We start from the raw sequence: 14,545 nt of genomic DNA on the forward strand, positions 1-14,545 counted from the left end.
GGAATGTGTGACTCAAGCTCCTAACTATTCATCTATTTGTATATTAAGACTCTCAGCCATTGGCGACGTATGTCATGGTGTGAGTGCTGTACAAGCCATTCAAAAAGCACACCCTAATGCAAAAATCACCTGGGTTATTGGCAAAATAGAAGCCATGTTACTTGCTGACTTACCTGGTGTTGAGCTGGTGGTATTTGATAAAAAGCAAGGAAAAGCCGCACTTAAAAGCTTAAAGCAACGCTTTAAAGATCAACAGTTTGATGTACTACTTAACATGCAAGTTGCATTAAGGGCTGGATTTGTAGCGCATTGTATTCCTGCAAAAGTAAAAATAGGATTTGATTGGGCGCGTTCAAAAGAATTGCACAGCTTGTTTATTAATAAACGAATAGAGCCACAAGCTCAGGCGCATGTGCTTGAAGGCTTTAAAGGTTTTGCAAAAGCCATTGGTGTTGCTGATTATAAACCGAGTTGGAACATGCCATATACAGAGCAAGACCAAGCGATTGCAGATGAGTTACTAACACCAAAGTACCTAACTAATAAACTGTTAGTAATATCGCCAGCAGCAAGTAAAGCACAGCGCAATTGGCTCGCTGATCGTTATGCAGCATTGGCTGATTATGCAAATGAGCAAGGCTTTAAGGTGGTATTGACGGGGGGGCCAACAGAACTTGAAATTAACCTAGCAAATAGTATTGTTGAGTATAGTAAAACACCTATTTTAAATTTAGTGGGTAAAACGAAACTCAAAGAGTTGTTGTGCGTGTTAAAGCGTGGCAGCTTAGTGCTTGCGCCCGATACGGGTCCTGCACATATGGCGGTAACGGTTGGTACGCCGGTTATTGGTTTATACGCACATTCAAACCCAGCACGCACAGGTCCTTACTTATACCAAGACTACGTGGTAGAGGTTTATCATCAAAATTTGCTTAAGCAAACTGGTAAAACGGCTGAGCAAGTGCCGTGGGGTACGCGCGTAAAAGGCGATGATTTAATGAGCCAAATTACAGTTGATGACGTAAAAGCGATGTTTGATCATGTTGTACAAAAAGAGTCTTTGTAATGAATGTACAAAAAAAAAATAAAGCACTTTTTTTAGACCGAGATGGCGTAGTAAATGTTGATCATGGTTATGTGTATCAAAGCGATAAATTTGAATTTATTGAAGGTGTTTTTAGTACTTGTAAAGCATTTTATGATGCGGGCTATAAAATCATAATCGTCACTAATCAATCTGGAATTGGCCGAGGTTATTACACCGAAACTGATTTTTTAGCACTAACTGATTGGATGAAAACCCAATTTAGCGATCACAGTATTGAAGTTGCCGATGTGTACTTTTGCCCTCATCACCCTAAAAAAGCGCACCCTGAATATTTGAAAGAGTGCAGTTGCAGAAAGCCTGCGCCAGGGATGTTATTGCAAGGCATACAAGAGCATAACATCGACCCTGCTTGCAGTATTATGGTGGGCGATAAACTCAGTGATATGCAGGCTGCGAAAAAAGCAGGGATCACTACCCGCGTTTTAGTGCGTTCAGGTCAAAGCTTTGATGAAAGTGCCAAGCAAGAGGCTGATTTAATTATCGATTCTATAAACAGTTTACCTGCACTTTTAAAGACATAAATAAACTAAACAGATTAGCCTGTAAACTGGCAGGAATTCCTTCCAGTTTAGGGCGTTTGCGACGAACTACAAACCGTGCATTTTTCCCATTAAACTTTTACAATACCCCCCATAATAAACAGTCGCTTAAATGTGGTTGTTTACCCGTTCAAATAAATGGAGAACACAGATGAGAGCATCTGCTTTTTTTAGCCAGCTACAACAGCAAATTGAAGACGTAAAAACCGAAGGTTTGTATAAAAGCGAACGTATTATTAAATCTCAGCAGCAAGCTCAAATCGAAGTTGCATCAGGTAAAGTAATCAACTTTTGTGCTAATAACTACTTAGGTCTAGCTAATAGCCCAGAGCTAATTGAAGCTGCGCAAAACGGTTTAAATAATCATGGTTTTGGTGTTGCGTCTGTTCGTTTTATTTGTGGTACGCAAGATATTCATAAAACACTAGAGAAAAAAATCAGTGAGTTTTTGGAAACTGAAGACACCATTCTATATTCTTCGTGTTTTGATGCAAACACTGGTTTGTTTGAAACTATTTTAGGCGCAGAAGATGCTATTATTTCTGATTCGTTAAACCATGCATCAATTATTGATGGTGTACGTTTGTGTAAAGCTAAGCGTTTTCGTTATGCAAATAACGACATGGCTGATCTTGAAAAGCAACTTATTGCAGCAGATGAAGCTGGCGCTAAAACTAAACTAATTGCTACCGATGGCGTGTTTTCTATGGACGGCGTTATTTGTAATTTAGAAGCTGTGTGCGACCTAGCTGATAAATACGATGCACTTGTAATGGTTGATGACTCTCACGCAGTCGGCTTTGTTGGCGAAAACGGTAAAGGTACACCAGAGTACTGTAATGTATTAGACCGTGTAGATATTATCACCGGTACATTAGGTAAAGCGCTAGGCGGTGCTTCAGGTGGTTATACATCAGGTAAAAAAGAAATTGTTGAATGGTTACGTCAGCGCTCACGCCCATACTTATTCTCAAACTCATTAGCACCTTCAATTGTTACTGCATCAATTAAAGTACTTGAAATGCTAGAAAATGGCGGCGAGCTTCGCGCTAAACTTTGGTCAAATGCTAAATATTTCCGTGAGCAAATGGAAGCTGTTGGTTTTACGTGTGCAGGTAAAGATCATGCAATCATCCCAGTAATGCTGGGAGATGCAAAAGTAGCCTCGTTAATGGCTGATAAGTTACTTGTTGAAGGTATTTACGTAACTGGTTTTTCATTCCCTGTAGTACCAAAAGGGCAAGCCCGCATTCGTACACAAATTTCAGCGGCGCATAGCATTGAGCAACTCGATATTGCTATTGATGCATTTACCCGCATTGGTAAAGAAATGGGCGTTATTTAATTTTATTTTAAACCGAAGCCTTGCTTCGGTTTTTTAGTTGAGTGTGAATTATGAAAGCATTATCTAAATTAAAAGCAGAACCGGGCATTTGGATGACAGATGCGCCAAAGCCAGAAGTCGGTCATAACGACTTACTGATTAAAATTCGTAAAACAGCTATTTGTGGTACCGACGTACATATTTACAAATGGGATGAATGGGCAAGCAAAACTATTCCTACTCCAATGGTTGTTGGTCACGAGTATGTTGGTGAAGTCGTTGATATGGGCCAGGAAGTTCGTGGCTTTAAAGTAGGCGACCGCGTATCGGGTGAAGGTCATATTACATGTGGGCACTGTCGTAACTGTCGTGCTGGGCGTGTACATTTATGCCGAAATACAACAGGCGTAGGTGTAAACCGTGAAGGTGCATTTGCAGAGTATTTAGTTATTCCTGCATTTAATGCATTTAAAATTCCAGATAACATTTCTGACGAACTGGCTTCTATTTTTGACCCGTTTGGCAATGCAGTTCATACCGCATTATCGTTTGACTTAGTTGGCGAAGATGTACTTATTACTGGTGCAGGCCCAATTGGTATTATGGCAGCAGCGGTTGCAAAACACGTTGGTGCTCGCCACGTCGTTATTACCGACGTAAATGAATACCGCCTAGATTTAGCCCGCAAAATGGGTGCATCACGTGCTGTAAACGTGGCAAGCGAAAAGCTTGAAGATGTAATAAAAGACTTAGGTATGACAGAGGGCTTTGATATTGGTCTTGAGATGTCAGGTGTGCCAAGCGCTTTTAATTCAATGCTTAATAACATGAACCACGGCGGTAAAATTGCCATGCTAGGTATTCCACCATCTGATATGGCAGTTGATTGGAACCAAGTTATTTTTAAAGGTTTAGTGATTAAAGGTATTTACGGTCGCGAAATGTTCGAAACGTGGTACAAAATGGCAAGCTTGATTCAATCTGGTCTTGATTTGAACCCAATTATTACACATCAGTATTCTGTGGATGACTTCCAAGCTGGCTTTGATATGATGATTTCAGGTCAGTCAGGTAAAGTAATTTTAAACTGGGATTAGTTCCTAACTAAATTACAAGAAGGGCGGCTTTAGCCGCCTTTTTTATACTATTAATTAAAGAGACTTCAATGGCATTTAAACACATTTCTATAGCGCAAACGTTAGAACTTCTAGATAAAGAAGACGTTGTAATTGCAGATATTCGCGATCCAAATTCGTATCAAGCTGGTCGTATTCCAGGCTCAGAAGCACTTTCTAACGGTAATATTGCACAATTTATGATGGAAAAAGAATTCGATCAGCCAATTATTATTGTGTGTTACCACGGTATGAGCTCTCAGGGCGCAGCTAGTTATTTAGTTGAACAAGGCTTTGAAGATGTTTACAGCATGGATGGTGGCTTCACTGCTTGGGAAGCGGCTTACAGCGAGAAGGTAGAGCGATGATAGAGCTTGGCAGTTTAAATAACCCACGCGCCGCACAGGGCTTTATAGATTATTTAAAAAGCCAAGGCCTAGATGCAAAGATACACTCAGCAGATGGTAGTAATGTCATCATTAGCGTGACTGAAGAGGACTTTCATCAAGTTCAGCCGCTATGGACTGAATTTACACAAAACCCCAATCATGAAAAATACCAGCAAGCATCTTGGGATGTAGGCAGCACGCAATCGCCGCTTAAATATCAAGGGCAATCACTTAATCTTATGGCGCGATTTAAAGCGCTTAGCTGGCTTAACCAAACTGTTAGCATATTAAGTATTGTTATTTATGTCGCTTTTTTATTGGGTGGATTTGATGAAATTTATACAGCTCTGCAATTTAATCCATCACAACCGCTCAGTTGGTTAACACCTGCGCTTGTGCATTTTAGCGCGATGCATATTGTGTTTAATTTAATTTGGTGGATGTCGCTTGGCGACAATATCGAAAAGCAATGCGGAAAACTCAGCTTAATAGGTTTGTTTTTAGTGACTGCACTTATTAGTAATTGGGCGCAATACCTAATGGTTGGTCCTAACTTTGGCGGTTTGAGTGGCGTAGTATATGGGTTACTTGGTTTTTGTTGGATTCATAGCTTTTTAAATCCGAACAAACCAGCACTGGTTAGTACGGCTATTGTTGGTTTTATGTTGATTTGGTTAGTGCTTGGTTTTGCAGATGTATTGTTTGTAGGTATGGCTAATTGGGCGCACTTAGGTGGATTAGTTAGCGGTATGGCTTTTGCCTACACCGCCAAAGTATTTAACGCAAAACGTTAAATACTAATGATATAAATACTTAGTGAACAAGACTTCACGGATGATCTCTTGTCCTGTTTCTTCTTTTAAGAGGCTTTTTAGTTTTTCGGCGCACTTTGCGCGTATTTCTTCACGGCCAGTAAGGGATTTTATTTTTTCTTCAGGCTCTTTAGATAAAATTTCTACTAGGGCATCACGTAGTAATGGCGTGTGGTGCTCTACTACTGCAATATTTGAAGTGTCATTAAGCATTAAATCAATAGTTACACGCACATAGCCCATTTTTTTACTTGATGCGCCAATGTAGTTGGTGATTATATCGGGCTCAAAACCAAAATAACCAACTGTAGATTCAGCACGAGCTGTAAAGCTTATGACGCTTACAAAGAACGTAAAAAGACCTGCGTATACTATTTTTTTCATATTTAAAGCGTTTCTTAAAACTTGTTACAAATAGTTTATACTTAATAGTGGGTAATAAACAGCGCCAAGCAATTATTTATGGTTATAAAACATCACTTTTTCAAAAGCTTTGGCAATGGTATCATCTCGTTGTTTTTTATTTTGTTGAGCTATTGTGATTACTTATCCTCTGTCTATATCTGCTAATTGGCAGTCCACTTCATATGTAAGTGATTTATCTCCTCTAGAGCAAGAATGGCTTTTTGAACCTAATTCTTTAACTGCTAAATTAAAAAGTAAATCACAAATTTTTAGTGTAAGAGTATTGAGCGAACAGTTATTTACTTTAAGTCTAGAGCAAAAGTTATTACTAAACTGTAGCGCTAAAACAGCGATTAATAGAGAAGTACTCTTATTGTGCGATAACAAACCTGTGGTATACGCACAGAGCTGGCTTCCTAAAAATGATTCGAGCAATCCTTTGCACAATATGGGTGAACGACCTCTTGGTGATGTGATTTTTCAAGACCCAGCACTAAAACGAACGGATATAGAAATTGCTCATTTTGATGCCAAGCACCCCGTTCAGCAATTAGTTGCAAAATTAAACCTACCCGAAAAAAACTTACTAGGCCGTCGAAGTGTATTTGCACTCAAAGAATATAAATTTTTAGTGTGTGAAGTGTTTTTACCAGGAGCATATTTATACTCATGAAATTAGCCGTTTTAAAGCCAAAACATATTTCTTACTATATACAGCTAATGCGTATAGATAAGCCCATTGGTACCTTGTTATTACTTTGGCCAACATACTGGGCTTTATGGCTTGCTAATAGTGGGATGCCGAGCTTACTCAACTTTATTATATTTACGCTGGGCGTTGTTGTTATGCGAAGTGCAGGGTGTGTAATTAATGATTTTGCAGATAGGAAAATAGACGGCTCTGTAAAACGCACAGCTCAGCGGCCGCTAGCTTCAGGGCGGGTTAGTAGTGGTGAAGCACTTAGCCTATTTTTACTGCTCATAGTTATTGCGTTTATTTTAGTATTAATGCTTAGCGTTAATACTCTTTTGCTTTCTTTTGGGGCTTTGGCTTTAGCCTTTTGCTACCCTTTTATGAAACGCTATACACAATTACCACAAGTTGTTTTAGGGGCTGCATTTGGTTGGGCTATTCCAATGGCGTATATGGCTTCAATAAATGCATTACCGCAGCAGGCATGGTTATTATTTATAGCCAATATTTGCTGGACAGTCGCTTATGACACTATGTATGCGATGGTTGATAGAGATGACGATTTAAAAATAGGGGTAAAATCAACCGCTATTTTATTTGGTAAATTCGACCGCCACATAATCTTTTTACTTAATGCTGTATTTATAGCTCTGGTTGCGTTTATTGGTATAAGTAATCATTTAAGTGTCGCGTTTGGCGTTGGTTTGAGTGTAGCAGCTGGTTTATTGGCATATCAACAAACGCTTATTCATAAACGTGAAAGAGATGCCTGCTTTAAAGCGTTTTTAAATAATCATTATGTGGGCTTGGCTATCTTTATGGGGTTATTACTTTCATACCCAATAGCATTTTAAAGCCTTAATAAAGGCTGTTAAAATTCGCTATTTAGAGCTATCGGGGTGGATCAATAATGCCGCTAATAGAGGCGTTTTTTCTAAACCATCCAGCAATAGAATAGCGTTCGTCAACTGCAGGAAGCACTTCATGAGCAAAACGTTCGCTTTCAAACATAACCAATGTGCCAGCAGTTGGTTTAATGGTTATTTCTACTTCTTTACTTTTAGGTTTATATATAACAAGTTCGCCACCTTGCTCTGGCGTATTTAAATAAAGCACCGTTGTAAATACACGATTAGATCGACCTTTAAATGCATCTAAGTGTTTTTTATAAAAATCACCCTGTGTATATTTTGCATAATGGCATTCGTAATCAAATAGCCCCATAAAAAAGCTACGATTTAACGTGGTTTTTATACTTTGCATTATTGCTTGATACGTAAGCTGTGCTTGAGAGCTGCCGTCAAACCAATAGGTTTTGTCAGTACGAATAGTTTTATCTATTTGTAAGTTATTTAATCGACCAATACCGGCAAGGCTAAAGTGGGGGTTTATACGGTGACAATCTGCAACTAAATCGTTAACTAAATCGGCAATAAGCGCGTTATGAATTACGGTGTATCCTTGGCGTTCTATATCATCTAAATAGACATCAGGACCAAAAAGTGTGTTCATTCACATCAGCTGTTTAAAAAAGGTGCGACAGTGTAGCCGAAAAGCGATTTAAAGCTACTGTTTATTGTGCCGCACTTTTTCAAAAAGAAGGGTTAGTTAAATGCAGCTCCCGCTTTTTTTATAAGCGACAGCAAGTGCTCTACATGTTCGGTAATAGATGTTTGTTGGCTTGTTTGTACAACGAGTTGTTCGTGATTTAAATCTTTATTTGTTTTTAGTTGCACGAGTTCAGAGTTCTCTGCGATTGTGTTTGCATGCTCAATGCTTGCTATAGCAAAGTGATCTGATTTAACTACACCAGCCATTACTTGCTCAATGCTACCCACTTTAATACTTGATGATTTATTTAAAGAATCAATTGCTTCATTAAGCATAGTTTGCACTTGTTTAGATTGAGAGAAGCAGCCAAACATAGGGTAGCTATCAAGATTTTGCTTACTTATATCGTTTTTATGTGCAAGAGGGTGATTTTTTGAAACAAATAATACAAGCTGATCAGGTAAGTGAATGTCACTGCCAATACTATTAATAGCTTGAGAGTATACACTTATGTCTATTTCACCTTGTTGGAGTCTGCGTGTTAGCTCTTGTTGATCTTGTAACTGCATTTCAATTTTTATATGAGGATATTGAGCTAAAAACTGTCCACAAGAAATAGGTACTATGCTGCTTGCCTTATTGGTATAGCCAATAACAAGTTTTTCATTAGCATTACCGTTTACTGATTGAAAAATCCGTTTTTTCGTTAGCTCAAGTTCCGATAGAGTCGTTTTAGCATATTCAAGGAAAAGTTCGCCTTCAGGCGTTAATTTAACAGAACGAGTTGAGCGTTTTACTAACTCATATCCCATTTCATTTTCAAGTGTTTGAATGCTGCGCGTTAGCGCTGAAGTACTAATTTGGGTTTGTTCAGCTGCTTGTCTAAAGTGACGTAATACACCAAGTGCTACAAATTGCTCTAATTGTTCAAATCTCACTTTATAGTCCCTTTTTATAAGTAAGTCGCAGATACCACGGATATCAAATATATTAATTTTTATTCTAAAGTTTAGTAAAATTCTATATTGAAATACGGTTGCAAGTTCATACGTGTTTCCAGCAGGATACCCCCCTTTTAGTATTAATTAAAGAGGAAAGCGACCAAATAGTATTACTTTTTTAATTGATAACTAGTTGTTTATTGTGTTTTGTCTATATTTTTGCAATTAACTATCTAGGCAAAGTTATTTTAACTCAGTGGGTTAGTTAGGAGGTTGGAGTTTAATTGTTCTAATTAATAAAAAAGTACGCCCCAAGATAGGGCGCACATATAACATGATTATGACAAATAATAGGGTGTTTTATCTATGAGAGTTTATTTTACAAAATTTCTATTTATTCGGCTGCTTAATGGTTTATTTTCAATGCTTTGTAGTTCTATTTCAATCGCATCACAGGAAATATGTATTTCGAATAAAGACGTTAATAACGATAAACTTAAGCAAGCTAAGCTAATGCCAAATAAAATAATCCCTGTGGTATTAAATTCAATAAATAAAGCAAACATCGAAAATGTACACAGTAAAAAAGAGGCTACGCCGTATACCTGCATTGTTCTGATTAAGTTTATTCGTTTACGTAAGTTAGTGATTTGAGCGACTACAACAGGTCGAATAGATTCACCTTCGCGCGCATTTAACTCCCTAATTAATTGCGCTAAAACTAAAAATCGGTTTGTATAGGCTAATAATAGCAACGATATGGCTGGAAAAAGTAAGCCCGGGGTTGTAAGTGTCATGTTTATTCCTTAAAAGTGCAGCATGCTAATAATTTAGCGTAGGATATTGTTAACACAAAATAAATGAGGTGAATATTGCAAAATATTAATAATAAAAATTCAACTGATAGCTCTTTTCAATGGGTTACAATTTATAAAGCCGAAAATACCCTTGAAGCTAATATTATTAAAGGTTTAATACAAACCAGTGGCATTGAATGCAAAATAAAAGGTGAGATGCTCCAAGGCGCATTGGGAGAAATTCCATTTGATCAAGCACAAGTTAGTGTGCAGGTTTATGCGATAAAAGAGCGCCATGCGCGCCAAATATTGGTAAACTATCAACAAGTAAAACAATCCGCTCCAGATTGGGTATGCCCTAACTGTAATGAGCATAATGGATCAACATTTGATTTTTGTTGGTCGTGTGAGACGTTAAAGAATGACTAAAGCAAATAATTTTCAGCGTATTAGAGAGCTTAACTATTTACAAAAAGCTGTTTTGGCAAGTGCTTTAATAGAGCGAATGCTGCCAAATTACGGTTTATTTAGCGAAGCAACGGGGTTTGGTGATGAAACCTTACTTCGTAATTCGCTTAATGTTTGTTGGGAAAAAATATTACTGCCTAAAAGTAAAATAGATCTCGAAAAACAAGTTGAAAAAATAGAACCGAATGTTCCTGAACTTGCTGATTTTGATATGTTTGGTACTTACCCTGCTATTGATGCTGCAACGTCTTTACTTAGCTTAATGCATGGTTTAATGGCGCAAGATGAGCAAGAGTTCATTAGTGTCAGTAAAATATCTCAAGCAACAGTGGCCCGCTTTATTGAATATCAAATGACGGTTGAAGGTGAGGTTGCTGATAACACAGCGGTTAGAGAACATCCATTAATGCAATACGAAATTGAAGTATTAGGTGAGCTAATTGATTTTGTAGAAAATATGGGGCGTATTACCTCTGATAGCGTGAAGGCACTTAAAAAGTTTGCCCTAGAAGATGGCCAAACAAATATTGGCCTTACGTTATAAAAACAGCGAAGTGAAATTTTAAAGGCAGGAGAAGTACAGTGCGAATTTTAGGCATTGAATCGTCATGCGATGAAACAGGTATTGCAATATACGATGACGAAAAAGGCTTGTTAGCTCATCAATTATACAGCCAGGTAAAAGTACACGCTGATTATGGCGGTGTAGTACCGGAACTTGCATCGCGCGATCATGTTCGTAAAACGCTACCACTTATTGATGCTGCATTTGCACAAGCGGGTTGCGGCCCAGAAGATTTAGACGGTATTGCTTATACTGCAGGCCCAGGTTTAGTTGGAGCATTATTGGTAGGTACTTCTATTGGTCGTTCATTAGCATACGGTTGGGATATTCCAGCTGTTGCTGTTCATCATATGGAAGGGCATTTACTTGCTCCGATGCTTGAAGAAAATATTCCTGAGTTTCCGTTTATTGCATTGCTTGTATCGGGTGGTCATACCATGATGGTTAAAGTAGCGGGTATTGGACAATACGAAGTACTAGGTGAGTCAGTTGATGATGCCGCAGGCGAAGCATTTGATAAAACCGCTAAGTTACTTGGTCTTGACTACCCAGGTGGCCCGCGCTTAGCTAAAATGGCCGAACAAGGCGTTGCTAAGCGCTTTATTTTTCCTCGCCCGATGACCGACAAACCAGGTCTTGATTTTAGTTTTAGTGGTTTAAAAACTGCAGCATCAATCACTATTCGTGAAAATGACGACGACGATCAAACTAAAGCTGATATAGCGCATGCATTTCAAACAGCGGTTATTGATACGCTGGTTATTAAGTGCAAGCGAGCGCTTAAACAAACAGGTATTAAGCGTTTAGTAATCGCCGGTGGCGTAAGTGCAAATACACAGCTTCGACTGCAGCTTGAACGCGTAATGAAAGGTATGAAAGGCGAAGTTTTTTATCCGCGTACTGAATTTTGTACCGACAACGGTGCAATGATTGCTTATGCAGGAATGCAACGATTAAAAGCAGGTCAGTTTGCAAGTCTTGATATGAAAACAAAACCTCGCTGGCCAATAGATAGCCTTGAGCCTATTTAATTATACCAATTGCATTAAATTAGTGATCTATTATAGCGATAAGAAAATAGCTCAATAACAAGGCTAAAATTATGATACATAGTTGTTCTATATAAATAATTTTTAACGTAGTTAGTGAGTTATTTAATACGCTAGAATGATTATGTTTTTAATAAAATTGGTATTACTCTTACATTAACTGTTTTCGTTTTCATCAGTGGGTGCTTTTTTAGCGCCTACTTTTGGTTCTTCCCCACTAAATAATCGAATAATATTAGTACGGTGACGAAATATAATTAACAACGTGATAAAAGTAACGGGAAGAGTATAAAGTGGTTTTATTAGCCATGTATATAAGGGCGCTAAAGATACAGCTACAAGCGCTGCCAGTGATGAATAGCGTGTTATTGCCACTATAACTAACCAAGTGCACACAAGTAAACCAGCCAGTGATAAGCCAATAGGTAATAATGAGCCAAATGCCGTTGCTACGGCTTTACCGCCTTTGAAGCTAAAAAACAGTGGGTACATATGGCCTAAACAAGCAGCTACTGCGACTAAACCAAGCTCTAAAGGTTCAACTTCTAAAAAATAAGCCCCCCATACCGGAATAGTGCCTTTTAAAATATCAAACACTAAAACCAAGCAAGCCGGAAATGCTCCGCCTAATCTATAAACATTTGTAGCCCCTGGGTTGTTAGAACCACTATTACGAGGGTCAGGGAGTTTGAACAACCGCGACACTAAAATAGCCGACGAAATCGACCCAAGTAAATAAGCTAAAACAAACATTAAAGTGGCTAACACACGCTTCCTTATTTTTTAATTGCTATACCAATTGATAGTACTTTTAAGCTATTATTGGCAGCAAAATTTATCGTGAAAATTATTAACAGGCTATTTAATAGCTAGTTTGGTTATTTTGCTATTGTAGAAGTTATTTTCACATATTTAAACACTGGCTAAACCATATACAGTATTAATTTTATTGATGCTTTGTATAGTTGCTTAGTCGTTTGTTGTTATTTGGAGTATCAATGGATAAGGTTTTTATATCTCAATTGCACGTCGACACTATTATTGGAGTGTACGACTTTGAAAAAGAAAGTAAACAGAGCCTTTATTTTGATATTGAAATGCTTAGTGATATTAAGCCTGCAGCCGAAAATGACGATATTAATTTAGCACTGGATTACTCAAAAGTAAGCGAACGCGTTATTAAGCACTGCACTGCAAAACCTGTTGAGTTGCTAGAGACTTTGGTTGAGCAGTTGGCTGAGATTATTTTAAGCGAGTTTAATACGCCACAAGTTACTATAAGAGTAAGTAAACCAGCAGCAGTAGCACAAGCACAAACTGTGGGTGTTGAAATTACACGTGTTAAGGCAACTGACTAAATGGCTCAAATTTATATCAGCCTAGGGTCAAATATAAATAAAGCGCATTATATACAATGTGCATTAATTGCACTTAAGCAGCACTTTGAGCACATTGTGCACTCGTCTGTTTTTGAAAGTGAAGCAGTTGGGTTTGCTGGCAATAATTTTTATAATTCAGTAGTTGGCGCTACAACTGATATGTCGCTTGCTGATGTATGCGCTTTATTAAAACAAATAGAGCGTGATAATGGGCGTACAGCGAACGACAAAAAATTTAGTCCACGAACGCTCGATTTAGATTTACTGTTTTATGATGATGTAACTTGCGATTCCCCAGCGCAATTACCACGTGATGAAATAACTAAAAATGCATTTGTATTACAACCTCTGAGTGAGGTTGCCCCAGATTTTTATCATCCTGTAGCTAAGCAAACGATTGCGCAGTTATGGAATGAATATAATAACCCTCAACAAAAGCTATGGAAGGTGGAGTTTTCTAACCTATGAGTATTATCGAAATAATTATTTTAGCCCTCATACAGGGATTTACTGAGTTTTTACCAATATCGAGTTCTGCGCATTTAATTCTCCCATCGCAAATTTTAGGCTGGGAAGATCAAGGGCTTGCGTTTGACGTAGCAGTACATGTTGGTACTTTAATAGCCGTTGTTATTTATTTTCGTAAAGAAGTAGTAGATATACTAAGCGCATGGTTTAAATCTTTTGGTAAGCAAGGCACTACCGATGACAGTAAATTAGGCTGGTGGATTATACTAGGTACAGTGCCTGCCGCTATTTTAGGTTTACTTTTAAAAGACTTTATTGAGTTATATTTGCGAAGCGCTTGGGTAATTGCTACTACCACCATTGTATTTGGTTTGTTGCTTTGGTACGCGGATGCAAAAGGGAAACAAATTAAAACTATTTATCAGCTCAATTGGAAAACGGCACTTATCATTGGTTTTGCACAAGCTGTTGCAATGATCCCGGGTACTTCTCGATCAGGTATCACGATGACCGCTGGTTTAATGTTGGGTATGAATAAGCAAAGCGCAGCGCGTTTTTCGTTTTTACTAGCGATTCCGATTATTTCTATGATGGGGCTTTATTATATTGCAGAGCTTGCACTGGGTGACCATGTAGTTGATTGGAATACATTATTGCTTGGTGTGGTGCTATCGTTCTTATCGGCTTATGCATGTATATTTATGTTTTTAAAAGTAATAGAGCGAATGGGTATGTTGCCATTTGTAATATATCGTTTATTACTCGGTGTAGGTTTGATTGTATTTTTAACGCTATAAACAAACTTAATTAGTAAAACCAAAAAAAGCACCTTTAGGTTAATGCCGATCAGTTAAGAAAATGACCGGTTGACCGATCCAAACGATCATGCAAAATCCGTAGTTAGGAAACTAACTACGGATTTTTTTGTGAATATAGAACAA

The 14,545-nt window shown here is 38.0% G+C and carries 19 protein-coding genes; 14 read left to right on the plus strand and 5 right to left on the minus strand.

From position 1 onward, the window contains the following. Window positions 1–7 precede the first annotated feature (7 nt). From I6F50_RS18875 to glpG, 6 genes are all read left to right on the plus strand, one after another. The gene (locus I6F50_RS18875) at window positions 8–1,066 is read left to right on the plus strand and encodes a glycosyltransferase family 9 protein (protein WP_197142698.1); all 1,059 of its coding nucleotides are present in this window, start codon (window positions 8–10) and stop codon (window positions 1,064–1,066) included. Next, window positions 1,066–1,629 (plus strand): D-glycero-beta-D-manno-heptose 1,7-bisphosphate 7-phosphatase, encoded by a 564-nt coding sequence (gene gmhB, locus I6F50_RS18880; protein WP_197142700.1) that lies wholly within the window; start codon window positions 1,066–1,068, stop codon window positions 1,627–1,629. Before I6F50_RS18875 ends, gmhB begins: the two co-directional genes overlap by 1 nt. Before the next feature lie 169 nt (window positions 1,630–1,798). Continuing rightward, a complete protein-coding gene (locus I6F50_RS18885; RefSeq protein ID WP_010554396.1) occupies window positions 1,799–2,992 on the plus strand; it encodes a glycine C-acetyltransferase in 1,194 nt (397 codons plus the stop codon). Between the two features lie 50 nt (window positions 2,993–3,042). Beyond that, a complete protein-coding gene (gene tdh, locus I6F50_RS18890; protein WP_007584716.1) occupies window positions 3,043–4,068 on the plus strand; it encodes an L-threonine 3-dehydrogenase in 1,026 nt (341 codons plus the stop codon). Window positions 4,069–4,136: 68 nt separating this feature from the next. After that, window positions 4,137–4,454, plus strand: a complete 318-nt coding sequence (glpE, locus tag I6F50_RS18895) for a thiosulfate sulfurtransferase GlpE (RefSeq protein ID WP_010554397.1) — start codon at window positions 4,137–4,139, stop codon at window positions 4,452–4,454. Beyond that, entirely contained in the window at window positions 4,451–5,269 is an 819-nt protein-coding gene (gene glpG, locus I6F50_RS18900; RefSeq protein ID WP_165729392.1) for a rhomboid family intramembrane serine protease GlpG, read from the plus strand. Before glpE ends, glpG begins: the two co-directional genes overlap by 4 nt. Before the next feature lie 3 nt (window positions 5,270–5,272). Here the strand turns inward: glpG and I6F50_RS18905 are convergent, their stop codons facing one another. Further along, complete coding sequence (locus tag I6F50_RS18905; protein WP_165729393.1) at window positions 5,273–5,671, minus strand: flagellar basal body-associated protein FliL; 399 nt, start codon at window positions 5,669–5,671, stop codon at window positions 5,273–5,275. Window positions 5,672–5,825: 154 nt separating this feature from the next. On the opposite strand from I6F50_RS18905, the gene I6F50_RS18910 reads away from it, so the two are divergent. Further along, window positions 5,826–6,365 carry a chorismate lyase gene (locus I6F50_RS18910; protein ID WP_165741436.1) on the plus strand — a complete coding sequence of 180 codons (540 nt, stop codon included), beginning with the start codon at window positions 5,826–5,828 and terminating at the stop codon, window positions 6,363–6,365. After that, window positions 6,362–7,240 carry a 4-hydroxybenzoate octaprenyltransferase gene (gene ubiA, locus I6F50_RS18915; RefSeq protein WP_165741433.1) on the plus strand — a complete coding sequence of 293 codons (879 nt, stop codon included), beginning with the start codon at window positions 6,362–6,364 and terminating at the stop codon, window positions 7,238–7,240. Before I6F50_RS18910 ends, ubiA begins: the two co-directional genes overlap by 4 nt. Before the next feature lie 37 nt (window positions 7,241–7,277). Here ubiA and I6F50_RS18920 read toward each other — a convergent pair whose 3' ends face one another. The 3 genes from I6F50_RS18920 to I6F50_RS18930 form a co-directional block, all read right to left on the minus strand. Then, window positions 7,278–7,898: a 2OG-Fe(II) oxygenase gene (locus I6F50_RS18920; RefSeq protein WP_007584723.1), complete on the minus strand. Its 621-nt coding sequence runs from the start codon at window positions 7,896–7,898 to the stop codon at window positions 7,278–7,280. A 92-nt stretch (window positions 7,899–7,990) separates the two neighbouring features. Next, window positions 7,991–8,875 (minus strand): LysR substrate-binding domain-containing protein, encoded by an 885-nt coding sequence (locus I6F50_RS18925; RefSeq protein WP_007584725.1) that lies wholly within the window; start codon window positions 8,873–8,875, stop codon window positions 7,991–7,993. Between the two features lie 377 nt (window positions 8,876–9,252). Further along, entirely contained in the window at window positions 9,253–9,675 is a 423-nt protein-coding gene (locus I6F50_RS18930) for a DUF2721 domain-containing protein (protein ID WP_007584730.1), read from the minus strand. A 75-nt stretch (window positions 9,676–9,750) separates the two neighbouring features. Between I6F50_RS18930 and I6F50_RS18935 the strand changes: the two genes are divergently transcribed. The 3 genes from I6F50_RS18935 to tsaD are packed head-to-tail and all read left to right on the plus strand — an operon-like array spanning window position 9,751 to window position 11,739. Further along, the gene (locus tag I6F50_RS18935; protein ID WP_010554404.1) at window positions 9,751–10,104 is read left to right on the plus strand and encodes a DUF2007 domain-containing protein; all 354 of its coding nucleotides are present in this window, start codon (window positions 9,751–9,753) and stop codon (window positions 10,102–10,104) included. After that, entirely contained in the window at window positions 10,097–10,687 is a 591-nt protein-coding gene (locus I6F50_RS18940; RefSeq protein WP_007584732.1) for a YjaG family protein, read from the plus strand. The genes I6F50_RS18935 and I6F50_RS18940 overlap by 8 nt, the downstream gene beginning before the upstream one ends. A 38-nt stretch (window positions 10,688–10,725) precedes the next feature. Further along, complete coding sequence (gene tsaD, locus I6F50_RS18945) at window positions 10,726–11,739, plus strand: tRNA (adenosine(37)-N6)-threonylcarbamoyltransferase complex transferase subunit TsaD (protein WP_010554406.1); 1,014 nt, start codon at window positions 10,726–10,728, stop codon at window positions 11,737–11,739. A 174-nt stretch (window positions 11,740–11,913) separates the two neighbouring features. Here the strand turns inward: tsaD and plsY are convergent, their stop codons facing one another. After that, window positions 11,914–12,525 (minus strand): glycerol-3-phosphate 1-O-acyltransferase PlsY, encoded by a 612-nt coding sequence (gene plsY / locus I6F50_RS18950; RefSeq protein ID WP_165736229.1) that lies wholly within the window; start codon window positions 12,523–12,525, stop codon window positions 11,914–11,916. Between the two features lie 230 nt (window positions 12,526–12,755). On the opposite strand from plsY, the gene folB reads away from it, so the two are divergent. Genes folB through I6F50_RS18965 form a run of 3 tightly spaced genes read left to right on the plus strand, consistent with a single transcriptional unit; the run spans window position 12,756 to window position 14,401 of the window. After that, entirely contained in the window at window positions 12,756–13,115 is a 360-nt protein-coding gene (gene folB, locus I6F50_RS18955) for a dihydroneopterin aldolase (protein WP_007584738.1), read from the plus strand. Beyond that, window positions 13,116–13,604, plus strand: coding sequence for a 2-amino-4-hydroxy-6-hydroxymethyldihydropteridine diphosphokinase (gene folK, locus I6F50_RS18960; RefSeq protein WP_007584740.1), 489 nt, complete (start codon window positions 13,116–13,118; stop codon window positions 13,602–13,604). Then, complete coding sequence (locus I6F50_RS18965) at window positions 13,601–14,401, plus strand: undecaprenyl-diphosphate phosphatase (RefSeq protein WP_007584742.1); 801 nt, start codon at window positions 13,601–13,603, stop codon at window positions 14,399–14,401. Before folK ends, I6F50_RS18965 begins: the two co-directional genes overlap by 4 nt. Window positions 14,402–14,545 lie beyond the last annotated feature (144 nt).

It is taken from the genome of Pseudoalteromonas sp. NZS127_1 (assembly GCF_015864295.1).
Taxonomy (GTDB): domain Bacteria; phylum Pseudomonadota; class Gammaproteobacteria; order Enterobacterales; family Alteromonadaceae; genus Pseudoalteromonas; species Pseudoalteromonas arctica.

What these genes read in the sequence shown, in the direction of transcription:
- gmhB (WP_197142700.1), top strand. Translation starts at nt 1,066, where the DNA reads ATGAATGTACAAAAAAAAAATAAAGCACTTTTTTTAGACCGAGATGGC.
- I6F50_RS18885 (WP_010554396.1), top strand. Translation starts at nt 1,799, where the DNA reads ATGAGAGCATCTGCTTTTTTTAGCCAGCTACAACAGCAAATTGAAGAC.
- tdh (WP_007584716.1), top strand. Translation starts at nt 3,043, where the DNA reads ATGAAAGCATTATCTAAATTAAAAGCAGAACCGGGCATTTGGATGACA.
- glpE (WP_010554397.1), top strand. Translation starts at nt 4,137, where the DNA reads ATGGCATTTAAACACATTTCTATAGCGCAAACGTTAGAACTTCTAGAT.
- glpG (WP_165729392.1), top strand. Translation starts at nt 4,451, where the DNA reads ATGATAGAGCTTGGCAGTTTAAATAACCCACGCGCCGCACAGGGCTTT.
- I6F50_RS18905 (WP_165729393.1), bottom strand. Translation starts at nt 5,671, where the DNA reads ATGAAAAAAATAGTATACGCAGGTCTTTTTACGTTCTTTGTAAGCGTC.
- ubiA (WP_165741433.1), top strand. Translation starts at nt 6,362, where the DNA reads ATGAAATTAGCCGTTTTAAAGCCAAAACATATTTCTTACTATATACAG.
- I6F50_RS18920 (WP_007584723.1), bottom strand. Translation starts at nt 7,898, where the DNA reads ATGAACACACTTTTTGGTCCTGATGTCTATTTAGATGATATAGAACGC.
- I6F50_RS18930 (WP_007584730.1), bottom strand. Translation starts at nt 9,675, where the DNA reads ATGACACTTACAACCCCGGGCTTACTTTTTCCAGCCATATCGTTGCTA.
- I6F50_RS18940 (WP_007584732.1), top strand. Translation starts at nt 10,097, where the DNA reads ATGACTAAAGCAAATAATTTTCAGCGTATTAGAGAGCTTAACTATTTA.
- folB (WP_007584738.1), top strand. Translation starts at nt 12,756, where the DNA reads ATGGATAAGGTTTTTATATCTCAATTGCACGTCGACACTATTATTGGA.
- folK (WP_007584740.1), top strand. Translation starts at nt 13,116, where the DNA reads ATGGCTCAAATTTATATCAGCCTAGGGTCAAATATAAATAAAGCGCAT.
- I6F50_RS18965 (WP_007584742.1), top strand. Translation starts at nt 13,601, where the DNA reads ATGAGTATTATCGAAATAATTATTTTAGCCCTCATACAGGGATTTACT.